Origin of the sequence: Streptomyces sp. NPDC048248, assembly GCF_043201875.1 — a bacterium.
Classification (GTDB): Bacteria; Actinomycetota; Actinomycetes; order Streptomycetales; family Streptomycetaceae; genus Streptomyces.
On the sequence record NZ_JBICZL010000013.1, the window covers coordinates 76844 to 101789 of the forward strand.

The window sequence follows — 24946 nt, forward strand, 5'->3', positions numbered from 1 at the left end:
CGGAGCAGAGCCCGGCGCGTCACCTTCACGGCTCTCCCGAGCAGGCCGGGGCGTGACGGGCCCCTGAGGGGCACCAGGCCCCCGAGTCACCCACATGGCCCCACGGGCCGGGAGAGCGGCGTACGGCCACCCTCCCGGCCGCACCCCCGCGCTCCGCGGCGCGCCTCAGCCGATCACCCGCCCGCGCAGCACCACGCGGCGCGGCGCCGCGAGCACCCGCACGTCCGCGCGCGGATCGCTCTCGTAGACGACGAGGTCCGCCGGAGCGCCCTCGGTGAGGCCGGGGCGGCCGAGCCACTCCCTGGCGCCCCAGGTCGTCGCGGAGAGCGCGGCCACGGCGGGCAGCCCGGCCTTCCGCAGCTCCGCGATCTCGTCCGCGATCAGCCCGTGCGCCAGGGAGCCGCCCGCATCCGTACCGGCGAAGATCGGCACGCCGGCGTCGTAAGCGGCCCGCACGGTGTCATAGCGGCGGGCGTGCAGCCGCCGCATGTGGTCCGCCCAACGCGGAAACTTCGCCTCCCCGCCGTCGGCAAGGCGCGGGAACGTGCCGATGTTGACGAGCGTCGGGACGATGGCGACGCCCCGCTCCGCGAACAGCGGAATGGTGTCCTCGGTGAGGCCCGTGGCGTGCTCGACGCAGTCGATCCCGGCCTCGACGAGCGGTGCGAGGGAGTCCTCAGCGAAGCAGTGGGCGGTCACCCGGGCGCCGAGCCGGTGCGCCTCGGCGATGGCCTCCTCGACCGCGCCCCGTGGCCAGCAGGACTCCAGATCGCCGGTCGAGCGGTCGATCCAGTCGCCGACGAGCTTGACCCAGCCATCGCCCCGCCGGGCCTCCTGGGCGACGTAGGCGACCAGGTCCTCGGGCTCGATCTCGTGGGCATAGTTGCGGATGTAGCGGCGGGTGCGCGCGATGTGGCGGCCGGCGCGGATGATCCGTGGCAGGTCCGCGCGGTCGTCGATCCAGCGGGTGTCCGAGGGCGATCCGGCGTCGCGGATCAGCAGGGTGCCGGCGTCACGGTCGGTGAGCGCCTGCTTCTCCGCGGTCCCGGCGTCGACCGACCCGTGGGCGTCGAGACCGACATGGCAGTGCGCGTCGACCAGCCCCGGAAGGATCCAGCCCTTGACGGTGGTGAGATCACGTGTCCCGGTCGGCCGCTGGAACGTCACCCGCCCGCCGACGACCCAGATCTCGTCGCGCACGTCGTCCGGGCCCGCCAGGACCCTCCCCTTGAGGTGCAGTGCCGCACCTTCGCTCATGGACGTCATGGCGGCACTTTAAGCGGCGCGCCACAGCAGGCCGAAGGGCGGTCGCCACGCGCGCGGCAGCTTTTTCCGCGCCGCGCCAGGGAAACCCGGCGGTGCGTTGCGCATTCCTTCGCGGGCGTTCCCGCCCATCATCTCGCACATCTTCTCGCGTGTCTCGCGGAGAGAGTCCCGCGTACGCTCGGTAGACCTTCCACCGGCGAATTCCCAATTTCTCGGAAGCTCAGCTTCCCGTATTCTTCTGCCCGCTTTTTTGCACCTCAAACGCCACGATTCCGCAGGTGGCAAGTGCCGTAATTCGGACCGGTCTCCAGGACGTTACGGACCTGTGACCGACTACACACGGTGTCCGTTTCGCCCCGAACTTCCTGGTCAAATCGGGACATCCCTCCGCTGGATCGCGCGCTCGAGCGCCCCCGCGCGATACCATAAAACGATCCGTTCCGTAACCCCTCCTCGCGATGCAATTTCCTTTTTCACTGGGTAAATTTAATTTCTATGACCGCCGCACAAGCAGACCATGCAGGTGCCCGTAGCGATATCAGAGAATTGCCGGAGGGCTTCAAGCTCGACACCCCACGCGTAGAGGACGGGGCCGCGATCTGGCGTATCGCTCGCGACTCCAAGGCACTGGACCTGAACTCCTCGTACAGCTACCTCCTGTGGTGTCGCGACTTCGCCGCCACCTCCGTCGTCGCACGTGACGCGGAGGGCGAGCCGGCGGCCTTCGTCACCGGCTACATCCGCCCCGAGCGCCCCGACACGCTCGTCGTCTGGCAGGTCGCCGTCGACGACGCGCACCAGGGTCAGGGGCTGGCCGCCGCACTTCTGGACGGGCTGACCGCCCGCGCCACACGTGAGCTGGGCATCCGCCTCGTAGAGACGACGATCACGCCCGACAACGCCGCGTCGAACCGCCTGTTCTCCTCGTTCGCCGAGCGCCACCAGGTGCCGCTCAAGCGCGAGGTGCTCTTCGACGCGGGACTGTTCCCGGAGCAGGGCCACGAGCCGGAGGTCCTGCACCTCATCGGCCCGTTCGACCCTCCACCGGGTTCCGGGCGCTGACGGCCTCCGGGCCACGCGGCTCCGATGCCGCGTACGCCACGCGGTTCCGGCACACCCCGTAGTACCGCCGGTCCCGCCCCAGCCACCCAAGACTTCTCCCCCTTTCGCCACTCATCTCCCAGGAGCATGCTGTGACCATCACCCAGCCCGATCTGAGCGTCTTCGAAACCGTTGAGTCCGAGGTGCGGAGCTACTGCCGCGGTTGGCCGACCGTGTTCGACCGTGCGCAGGGCAGCCGCATGTTCGACGAGGACGGCCACACCTACCTCGACTTCTTCGCCGGTGCCGGGTCCCTGAACTACGGCCACAACAACCCGGTCCTCAAACGCGCGCTGATCGACTACATCGAGCGCGACGGCGTCACCCACGGCCTGGACATGTCCACCACGGCCAAGCGGGCGTTCCTGGAGTCCTTCCAGAACATCATCCTGCGGCCGCGTGACCTGCCCTACAAGGTCATGTTCCCGGGCCCGACGGGCACCAACGCCGTCGAGGCCGCGCTGAAGCTGGCGCGCAAGGTCAAGGGCCGCGAGTCGATCGTGTCCTTCACCAACGCCTTCCACGGCATGTCGCTCGGCTCGCTGGCCGTCACCGGCAACGCCTTCAAGCGCGCCGGCGCCGGCATCCCGCTGGTGCACGGCACCCCGATGCCGTTCGACAACTACCTCGACGGCGCGTACCCCGACTTCCTGTGGTTCGAGCGGCTGCTCGAGGACCAGGGCTCGGGCCTGAACACCCCCGCCGCGGTCATCGTCGAGACCGTCCAGGGCGAGGGCGGCATCAACGTCGCCCGCGCCGAGTGGCTGCGCGCCCTCGCCGACCTGTGCGAGCGCCGCGACATGCTGCTGATCGTCGACGACATCCAGATGGGCTGCGGCCGTACGGGTGCCTTCTTCTCCTTCGAGGAGGCGGGCATCGTGCCGGACATCGTCACCGTCTCGAAGTCCATCAGCGGCTACGGCCTGCCCCTCGCGCTCACGCTGTTCAAGCCGGAGCTGGACGTGTGGGAGCCGGGCGAGCACAACGGCACCTTCCGCGGCAACAACCCCGCGTTCGTCACCGCCGCCGCCGCCCTGGACACCTACTGGGCCGACGGTCAGATGGAGAAGCAGACTCTCGCCCGCGGTGAGATCGTGGAGGCCCACCTCAAGGCCATCGTCGAGGAGCACCCGGAAGCCATAGCCGAGTACCGCGGCCGCGGTCTGGTGTGGGGCCTGGAGTGCATCGAGAAGAGCCTCGCCAACAAAATCGCCAAGCGCGCCTACGAGCTGGGTCTGCTCATCGAGACCTCCGGCCCGGAGAGCGAGGTCGTCAAGCTGCTCCCCGCACTGACGACCACCCCCGAGGAGCTGGACGAGGGGCTTCGCACCCTCGCCCGCGCGGTCCGCGACTGCGCCTGAACAGCCCAGAGCTCCTTACCGTTTCACAGAAAGGCACCGACTCACCGTGATCGTCCGATCCTTCAAGGACATCGAAGGCACCGACCGCCACGTCAAGGCCGCTTCCGGCACGTGGGAGAGCAAGCGCATCGTGCTCGCCAAGGAGCGCGTCGGCTTCTCGCTCCACGAGACCACGCTGTACGCCGGAACCGAGACGTCGATGTGGTACGCGAATCACATCGAGGCCGTACTGTGCGTAGAGGGCGAGGCCGAGCTCACGAACGACGAGACCGGCGAGAAGCACTGGATCACGCCCGGCACGATGTACCTGCTCAACGGCCACGAGAAGCACACGATGCGGCCCAAGACGGACTTCCGCTGCGTCTGTGTGTTCAACCCTCCGGTGACCGGCCGCGAGGACCACGACGAGAACGGCGTCTACCCGTTGCTCACCGAACCTGAGACGGTCTGAGGCGTACCCCGCCTGCCCCGTCCGGCAGCTGAGGAAGGCACGCACACGAGCAGGTAGCCAAGAGCACTTCGAGAGGAGAGGAAGGCAACACCATGACCACCGCACCCGAGCGCACCGCCGACCTGTACCCGACCCGCGGATCCACTGAGGTGATCACTCCGCGGAGGGACCCGGTGGTGTGGTCGCAGCCCGGAACGGCCGGACCTTTCGAGCCGTCCGAGCTGAGCGACTTCGAACGCGACGGCTTTTTCGCCATCGGGGAACTGCTTACGGCGGAAGAAGTCGCGGTGTACCGCGCCGAGCTGGACCGACTCGTCCTGGATCCGACGATGCGCGCCGACCCGCGCTCGATCGTCGAGCCGAAGTCCCAGGACGTACGGACCGTCTTCGAGGTGCACAAGATCAGCGAGGTGTTCGCCAAGCTGGTCTCCGACCCGCGTGTGGTCGGCCGCGCCCGGCAGATCCTCGGATCGGACGTCTACGTCCACCAGTCGCGGATCAACGTGAAGCCCGGCTTCGGTGCCTCGGGCTTCTACTGGCACTCGGACTTCGAGACCTGGCACGCAGAGGACGGTCTGCCGAACATGCGGACCGTGTCGGTCTCGATCGCGCTGACCGAGAACTACGACACCAACGGCGGCCTGATGATCATGCCGGGCTCCCACGAGCACTTCGTGGGCTGCGCGGGTGAGACGCCGAAGGACAACTACAAGAAGTCGCTGCAGATGCAGGACGCGGGCATCCCGTCGGACGAGGTGCTGACGAAGATGGCCGACAAGCACGGCATCCGGCTGTTCACCGGCAAGGCGGGCTCGGCGACGTGGTTCGACTGCAACGCCCTGCACGGCTCCGGTGACAACATCACCCCGTACCCGCGCAGCAACGTCTTCATCGTCTTCAACAGCGTGGAGAACGCCGCGGTGGAGCCGTTCGCGGCTCCGATCCGGCGCCCGGACTACATCGGCGCACGCGACTTCACCCCCGTGAAGTAGCGGATCTCTCCGGAACCCGCGGCCTCAGCCCGCGGTTCGCCGGTACGCACGGGTGGCGCGGCCGCCGCACAGCATCGACTGTGCGGGGGCCGCGCTGCGTTGTGTGGGCGTGCCGGACGCCCCTGCCGGACACGGCCCGCCGCTCCTGCCCGCCCTGCGGTTTCATGGTGGCGACGGAGACGAGGAGCGAGGAGAGCGCATGGCTGTCGACCGGTTGCCCGGTGTGGTGCTGACGGACCATCTGCTGGCGGTGCCGCTGGACCACGACGATCCGGACGGGGAGCATCTGGCGGTCTACGGACGCGAGGTGGTCGCCGCGGGCCGCGAGCGGGACGAACTGCCCTGGCTGGTCTACCTCCAGGGCGGGCCGGGCTGCCCCGCACCGCGCCCGCTGGGCCAGGACTCCTGGCTGTCCCGGGCCCTGGAGGACCACCGCGTGCTGCTGCTGGACCAGCGCGGCACCGGACGTTCGACCCCGGCCAACCGTCAGACCCTGCCTCTGCGCGGCGGCCCGGCCGAACAGGCCGCGTACCTGGCGCACTTCCGCGCCGACGCCATCGTGCGGGACGCCGAGCTGTTCCGGCGCCGGCTGGTGGCGGATGGTGCGCCGTGGAGCGTGCTGGGGCAGAGTTTCGGCGGATTCTGCACCGTCGCGTACCTCTCCCGGGCTCCGGAGGGCCTGGGCGCCGCGTACATCACCGGCGGCCTGCCCGGGATCGACGCGAGCGCGGAGGATGTCTACCTGGCGGCGTATCCGAGGGTCGCGCGCAAGAACGCCGCCCACTACGCCCGCTATCCGCAGGACGTGGCGGCGGTGAAAGAGATCGCCGCGCACCTGCGGGAGCGGACCGTACGGCTGCCGGGCGGCGGGCTGCTGACGGCCGAGGCGTTCCAGGCGCTGGGCCTGATGCTGGGCAGCGGCACGGGCTCGCACACCCTGCACCACCTCGTCACCGAGGCCTGGATGACCGGCCCCGGCGGCCCCGAGCTCGCCGACGCCTTCCTGCACGCGGTGCAGAGCCACCTCTCGCACGCCACCACCCCGCTGTTCGCGCTGCTGCACGAGACGATCTACGGGCAGCGCTCGGTCGATCCGGGCCCCACCGGCTGGGCGGCGCAGCGTGTGCGCCCCGGCTTCCCGGAGTTCGACGTGGACGCGGCGCTGGCCGGCGAAGGGCCGCTGTATTTCACCGGCGAGATGATGTACCCGTGGCTGTTCGACACCGACCCCGCGCTGGTCCCGCTGAAGGAGACCGCGCAGGCGCTCGCGGAGCGGACCGACTGGCCGGATCTCTATGACGCCGGGCGGCTGGCCCGCAACACGGTGCCGGCCGCCGCGGCCGTCTACTTCGACGACATGTACGTCGACACCGCGCAGGCGCTGCGGACCGCCGATCGCATCCGGGGCCTGCGGGTGTGGGTGACCAACGAGTGGGAGCACGACGGCCTTCGGGTGAGCGACGGCGCGGTGCTCGACCGGCTGATCCGGACCGTGCGCGGCGAGGTGTGAACGGCGGGCGGGGTGCCCGTGCGCCCCGCCGCGGCCGCTCCCGGATCAGGCCTGCAGGGCCGGGTAGTCGAGGTATCCGGTGTCGTCACCGCCGTAGAAGCTCGCGCGGTCGGGCGTGTTGAAGGGCCCGCCGAGCGCCAGCCGCCGGGGCAGGTCGGGGTTGGCGAGGAACTGCCGCCCGAAGGCCAGCAGATCGGCGGTGCCGTCCTCGATGAGCGCCAGGTCCTCGGGGCCGGCGGGGCGCCCGTCGCCTGCCGGGTTGAGGACGAAGGTGCCGGTGAAGTGCTTGCGCAGCCTGCCGAGCAGCTCGTGGTCGGGGACGTCGCAGACGTGCAGGTAGGCCAGGCCGATCGGCTCCACCGCCCGGAGCAGAGCCGTGTAGAGGGGCTCGGGAGCGGGCTCGTCGATGTCGTTGAAGGGGTTGCCCGGCGAGAGCCGCAGGCCGGTGCGGTGGGCCCCGATCGCGTCGGCCACCGCGCGGGTGACCTCCACAGCGAAGCGGATCCGGCCCTCGGTCGTGCCGCCCCACGCGTCGGTGCGCAGGTTGCTGTTGGGGGCCAGGAACTGGTGGATGAGATAGCCGTTGGCGCCGTGGATCTCCACGCCGTCGAAGCGGGCCTCGACGGCGTTGCGGGCGGCCGCCGCGAAGTCGGCGACGGTGGCGCGAATCTCACTGTCCGTGAGCGCGTGCGGGGTGACGCAGTCCTTCATGCCGTCCTCGGTGAAGACCTGGCTGCCGGCGGCCACCGGCGACGGCGCCACCGGTATCAGGCCGTCCGGCAGCACGTCCGGGTGGCCGATCCGGCCGCCGTGCCACAGCTGCGCGAAGATCCGGCCGCCCGCTTCGTGCACGGCGTCGGTCACCCGGCGCCAGCCGGCGACCTGCTCCGCGGTGTGCAGTCCTGGCGTGAAGGGATAGCCCTGGCCGACCACGGAGGGCTGGGTGGCCTCGGTGACGATCAGGCCGGCGGTGGCGCGCTGGGCGTAGTACGTGATCATCGAGTCGGTCGGTACGCCACCGCCCTGGGTGGCGCGGTTGCGGGTCATCGGTGCCATCACGATGCGGTTGGCGAGCGGGGTGCCGGCGAGGTCGACAGGGTCGAAGGCGGTGGTCACTGAGGGCCTTTCCGTTGCTGGGCCACGGGACATCGACCTGAGTGCGGTCGAGATGTTGACCATGGTTTCAGCAGCCTGGCCGGCCCTTGCATTCCCCCATCGGCGCCCCGTCCGCTGGGGCGTGTCCGCAAAGTCCCGCCTGGCCCGCGACGCCTGGCACGCCCTAGGCGTGCAGCTCCAGCAGCCGGTCCACGTCGTCGGTGGAGTTGTAGAGGTGGAAGGCGGCGCGCAGCAGCCCGCCGCGCACCGAGATCCGCACGCCGGACTCGGTCAGCCGGGTCTCCGCGTCCGCGATTCCGGGGGTGGAGACGATCGCCGAGCCGGGGGCCGGGCGCGGGGTGAGACCACGGGCGGCGAGTCCGGAGCGATAGTGGTCGGCGAGCGCGGTGTTGTGGGCGTGGACGGTGGCGACGCCCAGCTCCTCGATGAGGGCGAGGGAGTGCTCGGCGCCGACGTAGGAGAAGTGGGCGTGCGGTTCGTCGTAGCGCCGGGCGGTGGCGGCCGGCGTGACGACGGGGCCGTAGCTGGAGGCGCCGGTGTCCTCGCCGGCTACCCAGCCTGCGTGCAGCGCGGCGGGCCACTTCGCCGCATCCCGGTCCGGCCCGCCGAAGGCCATGAAGGTGGTGCCGCGCGGACACAGCAGCCATTTGAAGGCCCCGCAGACGACGAAATCGAAGTCGGCTGCGCGCAGCGGTAGCCAGCCGGCGGCCTGGGTGATGTCGAGATAGGTACGTGCGCCGTGGGCCCTGGCTGCGGTCCGCACCGCCTCCAGGTCGGCGATCCTGCCGTCCAGCGACTGCACGGCGCTGAACGCGACCAGCGAGGTGCCGGGGCGTACCGCCTCGGCGAGGTCGGCGAGCGGAACGCTGCGCAGCTTGATGCCGGGGCGCGCGGCCAGGGGGTTGACCAGGGAGCTGAAGTCGCCTTCGGGCACCAGCACTTCGGAGCCTGCGGGGAGCGTGGCGGCGACGAAGGCGGACTGCACCGCGACCGAGCTGCCGATGGCGACGCGCTCCGGGGAGGTGTCGAGGAGCCGGGCGAAGGCGGCCCGGGAGGCTGCGGCGGGGGCGAAGTAGTCGCGGCCCATGGTGCCGTAGGACGCGGATTCGTCGAGGGCGGCGCGCACAGCGGCTGCGCTGCGGGCCGGAAGCAGTCCGCTGGACGCGGAGTTCAGGTAGATCGTCTCGGGCGCGAATTCGGCCCCGCCGAGTGGCTTTCGTCGCTGCATGTCCCCACTGTGCGGGGCGATCCGTGCCACGTCCATGGCGTCCGTGCCGTGCCCGCCCCCGAGAGCCGCTCATCCGCGCTGGTGGCGGGCCTGTGGGCGGGCCGACGGGCGGTCACTTCCCGGGCACGGCGCAGCCGTCGTCCGCGCAGACCTCGGCGTCGCCTGCCGGGAGGTGCCGGCCTGCGCCGTCGGCGTGGGCGCGCTCCAGTGCCTGCCGGAAGACCTCGGCGGGCTGTCCGCCGGAGATGCCGTACCTGCGGTCGATGACGAAGAACGGAACGCCGGTGGCGCCCAGCTCCGCGGCCTCCCGCTCGTCGGCACGGACGGCGTCCGCAAAGGCGTCCGGGTCGGCCAGCACCCGTGCGACCTCGTCGGCGGGCAGCCCCGCGCCGACGGCGATCCCGGTGAGCACGGCGGGGTCGCCGAGGGGCCGGGCCTCGGCGAAGTTGGCGCGGTAGAAGGCGTCGAGCAGGGCGTCCTGAACTCCGTGGGCCCGGCCGAGGTGCAGCAGGCGGTGCAGGTCGAAGGTGTTGCCGTGGATCCGGTCGGAGCGGTAGTCCAGCCCCTCCTCCGCCGCGGCGCCGGCGACCCGGGCCTCCATGGCTTCGGCCTGCTCGGGGGTGACGCCGTACTTGCGGGCCAGCATGTCCAGTACGGGGGTGTCGCCGGGGGCCGGGGCGTTCGGGTCGAGTTCGAAGGAGCGGTGCAGAACCTCGACGTCGTCGCGGTGGGCGAAGGCGGCGAGCCCGGACGCGAAGCGGGCCTTGCCGATGTAGCACCAGGGGCAGGCGATGTCGGACCAGATTTCGACGCGCATGGAGTGGCTGACCTTCTCTTTGTCGCGGCTTTCGGCGCGGCTTCTTCTCGCGGGGGCCTGAGGGGAACAGGCGGGGGCGGCGCGCTATTCCGCGGGCCGGCCCCGGGGTGATCGCCACAGACCGCGGGCCCGACGGCAGCTACGGCTCAGTGCCCGCCGGGAGTGGCTACCGCGAGGGCCAGTGTCAGCGTGAGGTGGGTGGCGTCGGGGGCGGGGCGGCGGCGCGGGTCCGGCCGCCAGCCGTGGTCGGTGTAGAAGGCGCGGGCCCGCTGGTTGTGCCAGACGACGTCCAGGGCGGCCTGGGAGAACCCGGCGTTACGCCAGGCGAGCAGGCAGGCGGTGTGCAGGGCGCGGCCGACGCCCGTGCCCCAGTGGTCGGGGTCGACCTGGAGCTGGTGCAGGATGACGGCTCCGCGGGCGCCCGGTCCTACGGGACGCCCGTAGGAGGCGGCGCCCAGGACTGTGCCGTCCCGCACGACGCAGAGTGTGTCGTCACGCTCCAGGGCGCGTTCCCAGACCGCCCGGCAGCGGATGTGCTCGGCGGGCAGGTCGAAGGGCACGCCGGGCGCCCGGCCGCGCTGGTACGCGGCGCGGGCGCGGCTGTGCAGGGTGGCGATCGCCTCCAGGTCCGCGGTGTGTGCCACGCGGACCTGGAGGGCGGGCTCCCCGCTTTCGGGACGCAAGGCTCCGGTGGCCCTACGCGCCTTCGGCACGGCCGTCGACGCGGCGCGGCAGCCCGAGCGGGTTGTCCTCCCGCAGCTCGGGCGGGAGCAGCGCGGGCGGGGCGTCCTGGTAGGCGACCGGCCGCAGCCAGCGTTCGATGGCGGTGCCGCCGACGGACGTGGACGTGGAGGTGGTGGCCGGGTAGGGCCCGCCGTGGTGCTGGGCGGGGGCGACCGCGACGCCGGTCGGCCAGCCGTTGACGACGACGCGGCCGGCGAGCGGGGTGAGGTCGGCGAGCAGCCGGGCGCCGCGTCCCTCGGCGTCGGTGCCTGCGCCCTCCTCGTCGCCGAGTTGCAGGGTCGCGGTGAGGTTGCCGGGGAGTCGGGCGAGGACCGCGCCGATCTCGGACTCGTCGGCGTAGCGGGCGAGGACGGTGACCGGGCCGAAGCACTCCTCCAGGAGGAGGTCGTGCGGGCCCTCGGCCGCGAGGCGGGTTGCCGGCACGGCGAGGAAGCCCGCGCTGACGCTGTGCTCACCGCCCGCGCCGGGGGTCACCGGAGCGTGGACATCGGGGAGTTCGGCGCGGGCCCGGACACCGTCCACGAAGGCGTCGCGCATCCGGTGGTCCAGCAGGACGCCTGCCTCGCTGTCGCTGACCGCCGCGGTCAGCGACTTCAGCAGCCGATCGCCGGCCTCTCCTTCGGGGGCGAGGACCAGACCGGGCTTGACGCAGAACTGCCCGACGCCGAGGGTCACCGAGCCGGCCAGTCCGGCGCCGATCTCCTCGGCGCGTTCGGCGGCCGCGGCCTCGGTGATCACCACGGGGTTGAGGCTGCCGAGCTCGCCGTGGAAGGGGATGGGCTGCGGGCGGGCCGCGGCGGCGTCGTGAAGGGCCCGGCCGCCGCGTACCGAACCTGTGAACCCGGCGGCGGTGATGAGCGGGTGGCGTACCAGGTCGACGCCGGCCTGGAAGCCGTGCACCAGGCTCACCACGCCCTGGGGCAGGCCGACATCGGCCGCGGCCCGGCGCAGCAGCGCGACGCACAGCTCGGAGGTGGCGGGGTGGTCCGGGTGCGCCTTGACCACCACCGGGCAGCCGGCTGCCAGGGCGCTTGCGGTGTCGCCGCCGGGCACCGAGAAGGCGAGCGGGAAGTTGCTGGCGGAGTAGACCGCGACCACGCCCAGCGGGATCTTGTAGCGGCGCAGGTCGGGCCGCGGCGGGGCGAGGGCGGGGTCGGCGTGGTCGATCAGCACGTCGAGGAACGCGCCCTCGGCGACGATGTCGGCGAAGGCACGCAACTGGTAGGTGGTCCGGCCGAGTTCTCCGGTGAGGCGCCCCGGGCCGAGCGCCGTCTCGGCGTCTGCGGCCTCGATGACGCGGTCGCCGGCCTCCTCCAGCACATCGGCGGCGCGACGCAGAAAGGCCGCGCGCACGTCCCGGTCGGCGAGCGAGGCGCGGGCGGCGTGCGCCGCGCCAACCGCGGCATCCACCTCGGCCGCCGTCGCCTCCACCGCAACCTGCTCACGCCGCTTCCCGCTTCGGGGGTCGACGCTCCAGACTGGTGCTGCTGCCGCTGCTGCCACCGTGCATTCCTTCCCGATGAAGTCTTGCCGCACACCCGACCGTGTTCGGTATGCTGAACGCCGTCCCGGATGGTGAATCTCTGGGACTCTATGGGTGTCCGAACAGAGGGGTCAAGGGCGATGTCAGCTGCCGATACCGGTGGAGCGCAGGTCAAGTCCGCGGTACGGACGGTGGAGCTGCTGGAGTACTTCGCCGGCCGCCCCGGTATGCACAGCCTGGCGTCCGTGCAGGAAGCCGTCGGGTATCCCAAGTCCAGCCTCTACATGCTGCTGCGGACCCTCGTCGACCTGGGCTGGGTCGAGACGGACGCCACCGGTACGCGCTACGGCATCGGCGTCCGCGCCCTGCTGGTCGGCACGTCGTACATCGACGGTGACGAGGTGGTGGCCGCCGCCCGGCCCACCCTGGACCGGCTCTCCGACGACACCACCGAGACCATCCACCTCGCGCGGCTGGACGGCGTCAACGTCGTCTACCTCGCCACCCGCCAGTCGCAGCACTACCTGCGCCCCTTCACCCGCGTCGGCCGCCGGCTGCCGGCGCACTCCACGTCCCTGGGCAAGGCGCTGCTCGCCACCTACACGGACGACCAGGTGCGCGCGCTGCTGCCGCCCACCCTCGCGCCGCTGACCGAACACACCATCACCGACCGCGAGAAGCTGATCGAGGAGCTGCACGCGGTGCGCGAGCAGGGCTACGCCGTGGACCGCGAGGAGAACACGCTGGGTCTGCGCTGCTTCGGCATCGCCATCCCCTACCGCACGCCGGCGCGGGACGCGATCAGCTGCTCGGTGCCGGTGGCCCGGCTGACCCCGGCCCACGAGCAGATGATCAAGGACACGCTCTTCGACGCGCGGGACCGCCTGACGCTGGCCACCCGGCGGCTGTGAACGACGCGGGCGGGCCCTGCGACCTCTGCGCGGCCGCCGCTCCGGCAGTTTTGTCACGGAGTGTCACCCGCCCCGAGCAAGGCCGGTCACCCGTTCACCTCAAGACCGCCGGCCGCGAGGCATTCGCCGGAAACCCCCTCTGGCCTGCTTCTTTCTTGACGAACTCGGGCGTCATGGCGCCGCAGTGGGCGCGTTCTGACAACTCGTCAGCAGGCTCTCCCGACGCCGGACCGCTTATCTCGGAACCAGGAAGCGCGGAATTCCCCTCAGGCGCAGTGGTGTGCCACGTCCGTGCTTCGTGGAGGTTCGTGCCATGCGTTCCACTCGACTTCTCACCGGAGCCGGGCTGTCCCTGGCCGCTCTCGGCCTCTCCGCCACCGCGGCGTACGCCGGCGACTTCGGTGTGATCGAGGTGTCGCCCGACCCGGTCCGGCCCGGCTCCACGGTCTCCCTGGCCGTCACGGGCTGCGGGAACAGCCGCTCCGCGAGCGTCGACACCAGCACGCTCGGCACGGGCACCATCAAGCTCACCCAGCAGTCCGTACGGGGCTCGCTGACCGGCGAGCTGACCATCAGGCAGGGCACCTGGCCCGGCAACTACGGCATCAGCGGCACCTGCTCCGGCGGCAAGGAGATCACCGGCACCGTCCACATCGGCCGCGGCGGCAGCGCCACGGCCGCCCCGGCCGCCGGTGCTCTCGCCGCTCCGGCCGGCGGCCACACCGCTGCCCCGGCCGGCGGTGCCGGCTCCGCCCCGGCCCACGGCCCCGCCTCCCCGCCCAAGGGCAAGGTGGCGACCGGTGTCGGCACCACCAGCCAGAACACCGACACCACCGAAATCGCCGCGGGCGCGGCCGTGCTGCTCGCCGCGGTCGCCGGTGGCGCCTGGGCCTCGCGCCGTCGCCGCTCGGGAGACCGGATCTGATCGGGGCCGGCCACGGCCGGTGACCCACGAGACACCCGCCTCCCGGGGACACCCGTCGTACGTGGGAGGCCGGGGCGTGAGCCATTCACCGCTTCCTGGGAGGGGTGCGCACCGCCATGGGAACCAGCAGCCGCGCGCAGGGGGACAGAACCGTCATAGCCATCGGCACGCTGCTCGCGCTGGGCACCGGGATCTGGCTGGTCGCCCAGGGGGCCGGGACCACCGCCCCGCCGCAGCCGTCCGCCGCCCAGGGATTCTCGGCGTCATCAGGGGCCGGGCGGCCCGCGGGCCCGGCGGCCCGCCCGCTGCCGGTGTCGGATCCGGTGCGCGTCACGGTGCCGTCGGTCGGCGTCGACGCGCCGCTGACCCGGCTGGGGCTCGCCGCGAACGGGAGCCTGGCGGCACCGCCGGAGAAGGACGCGAACCTGGCCGGCTGGTACGCGGCCGGCACCGCACCCGGCGCCCGGGGCACCGCTCTGATCGCCGGTCACGTCGACAACCACGCCGGCCCTGCCGTCTTCTACCGCCTGGGCTCCGTGCAGAAGAACCACACCATCCGGATACGGCGCGCGGACGGCCGGACGGCGCTCTTCACGGTCGACGCCGTCGAGGTCTACCAGGGCGACGACTTCCCTGACCACAAGGTCTACGGCCCGGCCGCCCGGCCCGAACTCCGTCTGATCACCTGCGGGGGCGGCTTCGACGAGGCCACCCAGGAGTACCTGGGCAACGTCGTCGTCTTCGCCCATCTCACCGGCAGCGAGGGCCCATGACGCGCGCACCTCACCTTCGCGGGCGTCGCGAACCCCTCGCGGAAATCCGGGGCGGTCAGTTTCCGAGGCCCTGCGCAGTGGTGCGCAGCGCGTGCCGCACGGCCGCGAGGTCGCCGTCGCCCGCCAGCCCCCCGTGGTAGAGCCGCAGCGCGTTCGCGCCCAGTGAGCCGGCGTGCGCCGCGTCGGCGGCGAGGGTGCCGGGGCTGCCGCCCATGCCGGCGACGACGGTGAGGTTGGCGGCGACGGTGGCGCCGGCCGGGCGGTCGGCGAACGGCCCGAGCACGTCGGCGCGGGCCGCGTCGTCACCGGTGCACGGCACGACCACCCCGTCGGCGTGCGCGAGGACATCCGCTGGATCCACCCCGGCGTTGGCTCCGCAGCGATGCGCGGCCGGGTCGGCGTGCAGCAGCACCCGGAACTCCCCCGTCGCGGCCTCCCGTACGGCGCGCACGGCAGCGCGTTGCAGGGACCGGGCCGCCCGGTCGCGCCAGGTGCGCACCACACCGGCGAGGTCCCCGCCGAGCAGCGCCTCGATCCGGTCCCGTTCCGCCGCCCGCTCCCCCGGGGCCGCCGCCACCGGCCGGCTGCCCGCGCCCGGCCCTTCCCTCCAGAGCGGCTCCAGCGCCCGCCGCACCCCCGCGCGCACCTCAGCCGCGGGGATCCCGAGCGCGGTGTATCCGTCCGAGCAGACCGAGCAGAAGCACAGCGACATCAAGTACTGCCCGGCGCCGGACAGCGGAGCCCCGCCGATCTTGTCGTGCGCGTGCAGATGGGCCATTCCGTACCAGCCGCACGACTCCAGCTCGGTGCCCCGGGCGCCGGGGCGTACCGCTGCCTCCGCGGCGAGGTCCACGAGATACTCGCGCACCTCGCCGCGGGCGATGCACAGTGCCCAGGGGTAGGCGTCCCCGTAGACGTTGCGGACGACGGCGGACGGATGCTCGCCGCCCAGACGGGAGTTGTGCGCCAGCACCACCCAGGTGTGCACCTCAAGACCCGCCTCGGTCAGCGCGCGCAGGGCCGTGCCGAAGGGATCGGCACCCGGCACCCAGTCCTGGGTGTACGGCCGCAGCGTGCGCCCCGCCCAGCGCATGGCGTCCGGAGGGTAGAGGACGGCGGCGTGCCGGGCGGTGACGATGCGGCGGTCGGGGTGGCGCGGGGTCAGAGCGCGGGTGGAGTGGTAGGCGGAGGCCAGCGTGACCTGCTGGACACCGAGGTCGGCGATACGGCCGGCGGCGTCCGGGTCGCCGACGATGTCCCAGGGGTAGAGGAAGGCGGCGGTGTGCATCAGGCGCCGTTCTCCGGAGCCTCGGCGGCCAGGGTCAGGCCGCGCTCGATCAGGTCGGCGAGCTCCTTGACGTGCGCCGGGGCCGGTTCGCTGAGCGGGGGCCGGACCTCCCCCACATCCAGGCCGCGCAGCCGCACGCCCGCCTTGACCAGGGAAACGGCATAGCCGCGGCCCTTGTTGCGCAGGTCGACCAGGGGCCGGTAGAAGCCGTCGAGCAACCGGGCCACCGTCGCCTCGTCACCGGCGTTCAGGGCCCGGTGGAAGGCCAGGGCGATCTCGGGCGCGAAGGCGAACACGGCGGAGGAGTAGAGCCGCACCCCCAGGCCCAGGTAGGCGGGACCGGTGAGTTCGGCGGTGGGCAGCCCGTTGAAGTAGAGGAAGCTCTCGTCGGCGGCCTCGGTGCGCACGGCGCTGATGATCCGCTGCAACAGGTCGAGGTCGCCCAGACCGTCCTTGAGGCCGATGATGCCCGGCGTCCTGGCCAGTCGGACCACGGTTTCGGGGGTGAAGACGGCGTTGTCGCGCTGGTAGACGATGACGGGAAGCGGGGTGGCCGCTGCGAGTGCGGTGTAGTGCCGCAACAGCCCTTCCTGTTCCGCGACGACGAGATAGGGGGGCATGGCCAGCAGGCCGTCGGCGCCGGCTTCGTGGGCGATGCCCGCGAAGCGTTCGGCGAGCGCGGTGCCGTAGCCCGCTCCGGCGACGACCGGGACGCGGCCCGCCGCCTCCTCGACCGCGGCGGCGACACAGGCACCGAACTCCTCCGGGGTCAGCGCGTGGAACTCCCCGGTGCCGCAGCAGGCGAAGACGGCGGCAGCGCCCGCCTCGATGCCGCCGCGCACATGCGCCCGGAAGACCTCCAGGTCCAGGGCGCCGTCCGGCGCGTACGCGGTCACGGGGAAGAACAGCAGTCCGTCGAGGCGGCCGGCGAGCGGCGGGGCTGGGGTCACGGGCTCTCCCTGGCACGCATGCGCATGCACACGTGCATGCCTCTGATCTGTGTCTATATTTCTGAACTCGACCACGCTAGAGCAGCCGTCCCACGTCGGTCAAGAGCGCGAAATCCCCGGCGCGTCAAGCCGGTTCGACCATTCCACCGGCCTCCTTGACCCCCTGCGGGGCGGTCCTTAGCGTGTCCACACATCTGAATGCTGTCCACGCATCCAGCGTCACAGCGCAGCCGGAGGAGTCCCCGCACATGACCGCACCCCGCACCGTTCTGCTCACCGGCGCCGCCGGCGGGCTCGGCACCCTGATGCGCGAGCTGCTGCCGCCCCACGGCTACCGCCTGCGGCTCTTCGACCAGCGGCCCATCGACGGCGAGCCGGACGCGATCACCGCCGATCTGGCGGACAAGGAGGCGCTGCGCGAGGCCGTACGCGGCGTGGACGCGATCATCCACTTCGCGGGCATCTCCCTGGAAGCCCCGTTCGAGCAGATCCTGCGGGCCAACATCGAAGGCACCTACCACCTCTACGAGGCCGCCCGCGAAGAGGGCGTGCGCCGCGTCGTCTTCGCCTCCTCCAACCACGCCGTGGGCTTCACCCCCCGGCCCCCGGACGGCTCCGGAGCGATCTCCGTCGACACCCCTCGCCGCCCCGACACCCACTACGGCCTGTCCAAGGGGTTCGGCGAGGACCTCGCCTCGCTCTACTGGGACCTGCACGGCATCGAGACCGTCTCCCTGCGCATCGGCTCCTGCTTCCCCGCACCGACCTCCGTGCGCATGCTGTCGATCTGGCTGAGCCCCGCGGACGCCGCCCGGCTGCTGCACGCCGCGCTGACCGCCGAGGACGTCGGCCACACCGTCGCCTACGCCTCCTCGGCCAACACCCGCCTGTGGTGGGACCTGTCGTCGGCCCGCGCCCTGGGTTACAACCCGCAGGACGATTCCGAGCCCTACGCGGCGGAACTGATCGCGGCCCAGGGCGAGCTCGACCCCGACAACCCCGAGCACGCCCATCTCGGTGGCGCGTTCTGCACCGACCCGCCGCGCTGGCCGTACTGACCGGAGGGCGGGCGCGCCCGCCGGGGTGCGCCACCGGCCGTCGGGCGCTTCCGCGGGCGGTCGGCTGCTGACGCCTGACGCTGCCGTCCCGCTCCCGCCCGGCGCCGATCCGTCACCGTACGGAACTCGCCACCGCCCCCTCGCGTCCTTGAAGGCGAAGCAGGGCAGCGGAGCAGCGCGGAAACGCGCAGCGCGGCCCCGCGCCGACGCCACACCGCAGGAACGAGGAAACGCATCATGGGCATCGTCAGCTGGCTCGTACTGGGACTCATCGCCGGCGTCATCGCCAAGGTCCTGCTGCCGGGGCGCGACCCGGGCGGGCTGGTCGGGACGACCCTGATCGGGATCGCCGGCTCCTTCATCGGCGGCTGGCTCTCCACCCGCGTCCTGGACCGTCCGATACCGAAGGACTTCTACGACCCGTCGATGTGGGTGGCCGCGGTCGCCGGGGCCCTGGTCCTGCTGATCGCCTACCGGCTGCTGTTCGGCAACTCCCGCGACCGCCGCTGAGCCGGGCGGGCGGCGGCGGGGAACCGCCGGAGGCGCCTGCCGGGGGCCACGGCGACGGCGCCGGACCGGCCCGGCGACCATCCGGGTGCGGGTAATGGAACCGTAAAAGCCGGCCGGTCGTTACTGCTGGCATGACCGCTATGACTCCTGGCTCGAATCTCCCGCTCACCTCCGCGCGGGTCGCGGTGGACGTCACCGCACCCGTGCGGCTGGATGTGTCGGGCCTGCTGCTCACCACCGAGGGCAAGGTGCGCTCAGACGACGACTTCGTGTTCTACAACCAGCCCAACGGCCCCGGTGTGACCCACTCCGCGGCCCCCGGCGGCGGCGACACCATCACGGTGGACACCGGAGCGGTACCCGACGTCATCGAGAAGGTCGTCGTCACCGCGAGCCTGGACGCCCCCGGTGCCACCTTCGCCGGCACCGAGCCGACCGGCACGGTCCGCAACGCCGACGACGGCAGTGTCATCGCCTCCTTCACCCCGCCGCAGCTCGGCACGGAGACCGCCGTGGTGGTCGTCGAGATCTACCGGCGCAACGGCGTCTGGAAGGTCCGCGCCGTCGGACAGGGCTACGCCAACGGCCTCGCCGGCATCGCGACCGACTTCGGCGTGAGCGTCGAGGAACCGGCCGCCCCGCAGACGCCGGCTCCCGCCGCCCCGCAGGCCGCTCCCCAGGCTCCCGCGGCGCCCCCCGTCGCCGCACCGGCCGCCGCGCCGCAGCCCGCCGCAGCCGCGGCACCGCCCGCCGCGCCGGCTCCGGGCGCCGGCAAGATCAACCTGGACAAGGGCCGTGTCAGCCTCCAGAAGAACCAGACGGTTTCGCTGGTCAAGGGCGGACAGCCACTGCTCAGCTCGGTCCGGATGGGGCTCGGCTGGGAGCCCGCCTTCCGCGGCAAGAGCATCGACCTGGACGCCTCCGTCATCGCCTACGGCCCGGACCGCAAGAAGATCGACAACTGCTTCTTCGGCAAGCTGTCGATCCTCAACGGCGCGATCCAGCACTCCGGCGACAATCTCACCGGTGACGGCTCCGGCGACGACGAGGTCATCACCGTCCACCTCGGCGGCGTGCCCCCGCAGGTGACCGGTCTGGTCTTCACGGTGAACTCCTTCTCCGGCCAGAAGTTCTCGGACGTCGCCAAGGCGTACTGCCGACTGGCCGACGCGCAGACCGGCGAGGAGCTGGTCCGCTTCGACCTCACCAACGCCGAGCCGCGTACGGGCGTCATGATGGCCAAGCTCATCCGGCAGTTCTCCGGCGAGTGGGAGATGACAGCCATGGGCGAGTTCGTCGACTCCCGCACGGTGCGCGGCATGGTGAAGCCCGCGGCCAAGGCGCTCTGACCCCAGGGCCCCTCCGGCGCCCCGCCCCACCCGGTCCCGACGTCACCGCCGCGGCCGGGAGGGGCGCTCCCGCCGGAACCAGGCACCGGATGAACCACCTCCGGGTGCCCGCACCCCAAGCCCCCGCGAAGGGGCAGGCGAGTGCTGGGACGGGCACGAATGGCGATCGCGCCCATAGCCCCAACACCCCTCCTCCGGGCCACAGTTGATTGTCAGACCCACGCCGTAGGCTGGGTGGTGGCAGTTACGGAACGGGGAGGAATCGTGACAGGGGAAAAGGACTTCGGCCCACAGCAACTGGCCCACTGGCTGGGCATCGCACCACGCCACCTGCGCCGCGCCGAGACGCGCGGGCTGATCCCGCCACCGGACGTGGCGGACGAGCGCTGGTCGTTATCCGTCGCCAAGACCCTCGTGGACCGCGTCGAGACGATCCTGGCGGCCGTGGACGACGAGCACTATCCCGCGGCTCAGCCCCCCGGCGGGACCGCGCGGCGCCGAGTGCCGAAGCGGGACAGCTTCGGCCCACACCAGCTGGCGAAGGAGCTGGGTCTGGAACGCTGGCAGGCCGGCAGGGCGGAGCAGCGCGGGCTGATCCCAGCGCCGGACGTGGACGGCACCCGCTGGTCGCGCGAGGTGGTCGAGGCACTGCGCGACCGGGTGACGGAGATCCGCGAGGTCCTGGGGGACCACCCCGGGCTCGGTTCGATCGACGCGGCAAATCGACTCGCCGCCCGCACCGGCCTCCCGGTCGGACGGCCCGATGTCCGCGCCCTGGCCGACCAGGGCCTGCTCCGTCCCGTCGGCGAGTTCCGCGGCCATCCCATGTTCGGCCTGGACAGCCTCGACGGCCTCCCCCAGGAGCACATCGCCACAGTGGTGAAGCAACGCGAGGAATGGCTCGCCCAGAGCCTCACGGCCAAGGAAGCTGCGGCGCTGCTGGGATGGGCACCGGGAAGGTTCGAGGTCACCGCGGAACGCAACGCCCTCCGGCCGGGCCTGCTGGACCGCTACGACCGGGCCGAGGTCGAACAACTGCCGACGGCGGACGCGGGGGCGTAGGGGGCGAGGAAGCGCGTGACCGTCGGTCGTCACGGGGTCGAGGAAACCGAGGGCCGCGAGGGACCGCGAGGGCTGCGAGAGACCGAGGGGCCGAGGGGCCGAGGGGCCGACGGCAGCATCGGGGCGACCGGCGCGCCTGGGAGGGGCGACGCAGGGCCGGGGCCCGGCGGCCCGAGCTCCAGGGGGGAGGGTCGGAGGTCGGGGCGCGCGGCCGGGTCGGGCTCGCGGCCGGGCCGGCGGCTGGCGGCCGGGCCGGGTACCCCCGCCCCCGGCCGGATGGCACGGACGGCGGTAGCTGGGAGGACCGGCGGGGCTCGGTGAAGGCGCATCGCTCGCTCCCCGCCCGCTCGCCCCCACCCGATCGCCCGATGGCTCGCGCCACCGGCCCTCTCCCCCGCGGCGCCGCCCTCTCCTCAGCCCCGTCCGGCCAGTCCCGCGACCCGGGCCAGTCGCTCGTAGGACTCCAGCAGGGCCGTGCGGTCATAGGTGCTGGTGGTGACCAGGACCTCGTCTGCCGCGGTGCCTGCGATGAGGGCGTCGAGGGCCTCGGCGACCTCCTCCTCGGTGCCGTACAGGTGGCCCCGCAGCGCCTCCTCGTAGAACTCCCGCTCCCGCGCGGACACCGCGCCTTCGCCGGCGGCTCCCGCACCGGCCGGGGGCATCTCCTCGGCGGGCCGCAGCGGCGGGAAGGCACCGTGCGTCCGGGAGTACGCCATCGCCCGGGCCTCCGGGACCAGCAGCCGACGCGCCGCCTCCGTCGTGGCGGCGACGGCAACCGTCCCGGAGATCACCACATACGGCCGGTCCCACAGGTGGGAGGGACGAAACCGCGCCCGGTAGGACTCGATCGCGTCGAGCATCTTCGCCCGGCCGCGGAGGTCGCCGATGACCAGAGCGAGGCCGGCCTCCGCGGCGACCTGCGCCCCCGCGCCCGTCGCCAGGACGAACGCCGGCACCCGCAGCCCCTCGGCGGGACGCGCGTGGACCTGCGGATGAGCGGTCTGCGTACCCGTGAAGTAGCCGATGAGCTCCGCCAGTTGGGCGCTGAAGTCCTCGGTGGCGTCCTTCTCCGTGCCCAGAGCCCGCCGGATGCCGCCGGTGAAGCCGACCGACCGGCCGAGCCCCATGTCGATCCGGCCGGGAAAGAGCGACTCCAGGACCCCGAACTGCTCGGCGACCACCAGCGGCCGGTGGTTGGGCAGCATCACACCGCCCGTGCCGACCCGGATCGACGACGTCGCGGAGGCCACCGCGGCCGCCAGCACCGTCGGCGCGGACCCGGCGACCCCCGGCACGCTGTGGTGCTCGGAGACCCAGAACCGGTGGTAGCCGAGCCGCTCCGCCCGCCGCGCCAGATCCACGGTGTCGCGCAGGGCGGCCCCCTCCGGGTGCCCCTCTCTGGTGCGGGAGCGGTCCAGGATCGAGAATTGTGTCGTCCGTATCGTCGAGCTCACCCCTCCTTCAACGTCCGCGCCCGCTCAAGATTCCTCGCCACCTCCGTCGGCCCCACCCAGCGGGGCCACCCGGCGGGCAAGAACCCCACGACAGGCAACGGAGCGACCACCCCCGGCCCGCGTGCGGAGCGCACACCGCACGCGCACACGGCACGCACGAGGAGCGTTCGATGACGCAGCAGTCACACCCGGCAGGCGACGCAGGCCGGCGGAAGCAGCCCGGCCGCCCGGACGGCTCCGGGGTGCCGGATCTCCCCGACCGCGTGGCGAAGATCTACGGCGACCTCGACCTGAGCACCGTCCCCGCGTTCGCCGGCGGCTTCATCAACTTCGGCTACTGGGAGCAGCCGCCCGGCGCCGACCGCCCGCTGACCGTGGCCGACCGGGTCCGCAGCGAGGAGGACCTCTACCGACTGGTGCTGAGCGCCTTCGACCGGCCCGCGGGCCGCACCGCGCTGGAAGTGGGCTGCGGACGGGGCCTGGGCTGCGCGCTGGCGCTGCGCGAATTCGACCTCGGCTCGGTGATCGGCCTGGACGCCCACCCGGACCAGATCGCCCGCGCCCGGGAGGCCAACGCCGCGCTGCTCGCGAACGGCCCCACGCCCGCCACCCCCGGCTCCCCTCCGGCGCCCTCGGGCGCCCTGACCTTCGTGCGCGGGATCGCCGCACGCATCCCGTTGCCCGACGCATCCGTCGACTGTGTCTACTCCGTCGAGGCCGCGCAGCACTTCCGTGAGCTGACCGGCTTCGCCCGGGAGGCGACCCGGGTGCTGCGCCCGGACGGCCGGCTGGCGCTGACCACCTTCTTCGCCCGAGGCCCTGAGGCCGCCCGCGCGCTGCCGGAACTTCTGCCGCCGTACGCCGACGGCCTGGACGTCCCGCATGTCATCGACGAGGCCGCGGCCACTCTCGCCGACGCCGGCCTCCGCGATGTCCGGGTCCGGGCGATCGGCGACCGGGTCTGGGCCTCCTACGACCGCTACATGGCCCAGCAGCCGGAACTCCGCGACGAATGGCCACGCCGCTACCTCAGGGCGTACGAGACCGGTCTGCTGGACTACTACGTCCTCACCGCCGAGGCACCCGACGGCGGTGGCGGCGCCGGTGAGGGTGGTTCCGCCGCTACCGCTGCCGCTTCCACGGCCCGGTGATCGCCAGCATGATGCCCGGGTCCTGGATGTTGGCGAAGAGCGTCCGGCCGTCCGGGGAGAAGACCGGCCCGGTGAACTCGCTGAACTCCGGCTCGTCGGCGGTCCCGATGTTGAGGTCGTTGCGCGCGAGGGGGTAGGTGCGGCCGTCCTCGGTGGCGCCGAAGAGGTGCTGCACACCCTCGCCGTCCTCGGCGATGATCAGTCCGCCGTAGGGCGAGACGGTGATGTTGTCGGGGCCGTCGAGCGCCCCGTCCTTCGTGGGGTCCTGATTGACGCCGAGCAGCACCTTCAGCGTCAGGGTGCGCCGCCGCGGGTCGTAGAACCAGACCTGTCCGTCGTGCTGGACCGGGCTCTCCTCGCGGGCGAAGGAGGAGACGAGGTACGCGCCGCCGTCCGCCCACCACATGCCCTCCAGCTTGCGGGCACGGGTGATGTCGCCGTCCTCGAACTGCCGCCGCACCGGCACCTCGCGGGCGTCGCGGTCGGGCACCTCGGCCCAGTCGACGCCGTAGACGGTGCCGGTCCTCGTGGCACGCGAGAGGTCGTCGACGAACCGGCCGCCGGAGTCGTAGCACCTGGGCGCGGCCAGCACACCGGCGTCGTCGGCAAGCGTCCGCAGCTGCCCCCGGCCGTGCCGGAAGCCGTGCGGCGGGGTCCAGCGGTAGAACAGGCCGTTGGGGGTGTCGGCGTCCTCGGTCAGGTAGAGGTGACCGCGCTTGGGGTCGACGACCACCGCCTCGTGCGCGTAGCGGCCGAGCGCCTTGACGGGCTTGGGGTCACGGCCGGCCCGGATGTCGAGCGGGTCGACCTCGAAGACATAACCGTGGTCCTTGGTCATGCCCTTCTGGCCGGCCTTGTCCTCGTTCTCCTCGCAGGTGAGCCAGGTGCCCCAAGGGGTGTGTCCGCCCGCGCAGTTGGTGGACGTGCCGGCGATGCCGACCCGTTCGCCGACGGGGGTGCCGTCCTTGGCGACCTCCACGACGGTGCAGCCGCCGGCCGCCGCCGGGTCGTAGACCAGTCCGTCGGCGAGCGGCACCGGGTGCGGCCAGTCGGCGCGCGGGCCCTTCAGCTCGTGGTTGTTGACGAGCAGGGTGGTGCCCCGGGGGCCTTCGAACGCGCCGGTGCCGTCGTGGTTGGAGGGCGTGGACTCACCACTGTCGAGCGTGGTCACACCGGTCCGGGTGATGATCCGGTACGAGAAGCCGGCGGGCAGCGCGAGGATGCCGTCCGGGTCCTCGATCAGCGGGCCGTAGCCGAGCGGGTGGCCGTCCGCCGTTCCGTCGGCGCCGCCGGTGGCCGTTTCGCCCGCGAGTGCGCCGGGGGCGGTGGCCAGCACTCCGACACTGCCGGCCAGCGTCACCCCCGCACCGGCGAGGGCGGAACGCTTGGCGAAGTCTCTCCGGGTCAGCGGCATTGTCATCTCCTGGATGGCCGGTTTCTTCTGCC

General features: G+C 72.5%; 23 protein-coding genes. 13 read left to right on the forward strand and 10 right to left on the reverse strand.

Features of this window, described 5'->3' with window-relative positions:
* Positions 1–165 precede the first annotated feature (165 nt).
* Positions 166–1257 carry an amidohydrolase family protein gene (locus ACGFZW_RS27495; protein ID WP_393896042.1) on the reverse strand — a complete coding sequence of 364 codons (1092 nt, stop codon included), beginning with the start codon at positions 1255–1257 and terminating at the stop codon, positions 166–168.
* 504 nt (positions 1258–1761) lie between these two features.
* Between ACGFZW_RS27495 and ectA the strand changes: the two genes are divergently transcribed.
* The 5 genes from ectA (at position 1762) to ACGFZW_RS27520 (ending at position 6681) form a co-directional block, all read left to right on the forward strand.
* On the forward strand, positions 1762–2328 hold the full coding sequence (ectA, locus tag ACGFZW_RS27500; RefSeq protein ID WP_393895909.1) for a diaminobutyrate acetyltransferase: 567 nt from the start codon (positions 1762–1764) through the stop codon (positions 2326–2328).
* 131 nt (positions 2329–2459) lie between these two features.
* Positions 2460–3728, forward strand: a complete 1269-nt coding sequence (gene ectB, locus ACGFZW_RS27505; protein WP_393895910.1) for a diaminobutyrate--2-oxoglutarate transaminase — start codon at positions 2460–2462, stop codon at positions 3726–3728.
* A 46-nt stretch (positions 3729–3774) separates the two neighbouring features.
* Positions 3775–4179 carry an ectoine synthase gene (locus ACGFZW_RS27510; protein WP_393895911.1) on the forward strand — a complete coding sequence of 135 codons (405 nt, stop codon included), beginning with the start codon at positions 3775–3777 and terminating at the stop codon, positions 4177–4179.
* 92 nt (positions 4180–4271) lie between these two features.
* Complete coding sequence (gene thpD / locus ACGFZW_RS27515; RefSeq protein ID WP_393895912.1) at positions 4272–5171, forward strand: ectoine hydroxylase; 900 nt, start codon at positions 4272–4274, stop codon at positions 5169–5171.
* A gap of 199 nt (positions 5172–5370) precedes the next feature.
* The gene (locus ACGFZW_RS27520; protein ID WP_393895913.1) at positions 5371–6681 is read left to right on the forward strand and encodes an alpha/beta fold hydrolase; all 1311 of its coding nucleotides are present in this window, start codon (positions 5371–5373) and stop codon (positions 6679–6681) included.
* A gap of 45 nt (positions 6682–6726) precedes the next feature.
* Here the strand turns inward: ACGFZW_RS27520 and ACGFZW_RS27525 are convergent, their stop codons facing one another.
* From ACGFZW_RS27525 to ACGFZW_RS27545, 5 genes are all read right to left on the reverse strand, one after another.
* The gene (locus ACGFZW_RS27525) at positions 6727–7797 is read right to left on the reverse strand and encodes an alkene reductase (RefSeq protein ID WP_393895914.1); all 1071 of its coding nucleotides are present in this window, start codon (positions 7795–7797) and stop codon (positions 6727–6729) included.
* Between the two features lie 163 nt (positions 7798–7960).
* Positions 7961–9025 (reverse strand): aminotransferase class V-fold PLP-dependent enzyme, encoded by a 1065-nt coding sequence (locus ACGFZW_RS27530; RefSeq protein ID WP_393895915.1) that lies wholly within the window; start codon positions 9023–9025, stop codon positions 7961–7963.
* A gap of 112 nt (positions 9026–9137) precedes the next feature.
* A complete protein-coding gene (locus ACGFZW_RS27535) occupies positions 9138–9842 on the reverse strand; it encodes a DsbA family oxidoreductase (RefSeq protein WP_393895916.1) in 705 nt (234 codons plus the stop codon).
* A 146-nt stretch (positions 9843–9988) separates the two neighbouring features.
* The gene (locus ACGFZW_RS27540; protein WP_393895917.1) at positions 9989–10486 is read right to left on the reverse strand and encodes a GNAT family N-acetyltransferase; all 498 of its coding nucleotides are present in this window, start codon (positions 10484–10486) and stop codon (positions 9989–9991) included.
* A gap of 52 nt (positions 10487–10538) precedes the next feature.
* Positions 10539–12089: an aldehyde dehydrogenase (NADP(+)) gene (locus tag ACGFZW_RS27545; RefSeq protein ID WP_393895918.1), complete on the reverse strand. Its 1551-nt coding sequence runs from the start codon at positions 12087–12089 to the stop codon at positions 10539–10541.
* 120 nt (positions 12090–12209) lie between these two features.
* Between ACGFZW_RS27545 and ACGFZW_RS27550 the strand changes: the two genes are divergently transcribed.
* The 3 genes from ACGFZW_RS27550 to ACGFZW_RS27560 all read left to right on the forward strand — a co-directional run bounded on the left by ACGFZW_RS27550 (position 12210) and on the right by ACGFZW_RS27560 (position 14678).
* The gene (locus ACGFZW_RS27550) at positions 12210–12980 is read left to right on the forward strand and encodes an IclR family transcriptional regulator (protein WP_393895919.1); all 771 of its coding nucleotides are present in this window, start codon (positions 12210–12212) and stop codon (positions 12978–12980) included.
* A 313-nt stretch (positions 12981–13293) separates the two neighbouring features.
* Positions 13294–13905 (forward strand): hypothetical protein, encoded by a 612-nt coding sequence (locus ACGFZW_RS27555; RefSeq protein ID WP_393895920.1) that lies wholly within the window; start codon positions 13294–13296, stop codon positions 13903–13905.
* A gap of 116 nt (positions 13906–14021) precedes the next feature.
* On the forward strand, positions 14022–14678 hold the full coding sequence (locus ACGFZW_RS27560; RefSeq protein WP_393895921.1) for a class F sortase: 657 nt from the start codon (positions 14022–14024) through the stop codon (positions 14676–14678).
* A gap of 55 nt (positions 14679–14733) precedes the next feature.
* On the opposite strand, the gene ACGFZW_RS27565 is transcribed toward ACGFZW_RS27560, so the two are convergent.
* The gene (locus ACGFZW_RS27565; RefSeq protein ID WP_393895922.1) at positions 14734–15966 is read right to left on the reverse strand and encodes a hypothetical protein; all 1233 of its coding nucleotides are present in this window, start codon (positions 15964–15966) and stop codon (positions 14734–14736) included.
* Complete coding sequence (locus tag ACGFZW_RS27570; protein WP_393895923.1) at positions 15966–16916, reverse strand: 5-dehydro-4-deoxyglucarate dehydratase; 951 nt, start codon at positions 16914–16916, stop codon at positions 15966–15968. The genes ACGFZW_RS27565 and ACGFZW_RS27570 overlap by 1 nt, the downstream gene beginning before the upstream one ends.
* Before the next feature lie 248 nt (positions 16917–17164).
* On the opposite strand from ACGFZW_RS27570, the gene ACGFZW_RS27575 reads away from it, so the two are divergent.
* The 4 genes from ACGFZW_RS27575 to ACGFZW_RS27590 all read left to right on the forward strand — a co-directional run bounded on the left by ACGFZW_RS27575 (position 17165) and on the right by ACGFZW_RS27590 (position 20895).
* Positions 17165–17974 (forward strand): NAD-dependent epimerase/dehydratase family protein, encoded by an 810-nt coding sequence (locus ACGFZW_RS27575; RefSeq protein WP_393895924.1) that lies wholly within the window; start codon positions 17165–17167, stop codon positions 17972–17974.
* 237 nt (positions 17975–18211) lie between these two features.
* Complete coding sequence (locus tag ACGFZW_RS27580) at positions 18212–18484, forward strand: GlsB/YeaQ/YmgE family stress response membrane protein (protein WP_393895925.1); 273 nt, start codon at positions 18212–18214, stop codon at positions 18482–18484.
* Positions 18485–18615: 131 nt separating this feature from the next.
* Positions 18616–19833: a TerD family protein gene (locus ACGFZW_RS27585; RefSeq protein ID WP_393895926.1), complete on the forward strand. Its 1218-nt coding sequence runs from the start codon at positions 18616–18618 to the stop codon at positions 19831–19833.
* Positions 19834–20097: 264 nt separating this feature from the next.
* Positions 20098–20895, forward strand: a complete 798-nt coding sequence (locus ACGFZW_RS27590; protein ID WP_393895927.1) for a hypothetical protein — start codon at positions 20098–20100, stop codon at positions 20893–20895.
* A gap of 413 nt (positions 20896–21308) precedes the next feature.
* Here the strand turns inward: ACGFZW_RS27590 and ACGFZW_RS27595 are convergent, their stop codons facing one another.
* Positions 21309–22349 carry an MsnO8 family LLM class oxidoreductase gene (locus ACGFZW_RS27595; protein ID WP_393895928.1) on the reverse strand — a complete coding sequence of 347 codons (1041 nt, stop codon included), beginning with the start codon at positions 22347–22349 and terminating at the stop codon, positions 21309–21311.
* Positions 22350–22519: 170 nt separating this feature from the next.
* Between ACGFZW_RS27595 and ACGFZW_RS27600 the strand changes: the two genes are divergently transcribed.
* A complete protein-coding gene (locus tag ACGFZW_RS27600) occupies positions 22520–23500 on the forward strand; it encodes a class I SAM-dependent methyltransferase (protein WP_393895929.1) in 981 nt (326 codons plus the stop codon).
* On the opposite strand, the gene ACGFZW_RS27605 is transcribed toward ACGFZW_RS27600, so the two are convergent.
* Entirely contained in the window at positions 23472–24914 is a 1443-nt protein-coding gene (locus ACGFZW_RS27605; protein WP_393895930.1) for an alkaline phosphatase PhoX, read from the reverse strand. The two genes, ACGFZW_RS27600 and ACGFZW_RS27605, sit on opposite strands and share 29 nt — an antisense overlap.
* Between the last annotated feature and the right edge of the window lie 32 nt (positions 24915–24946).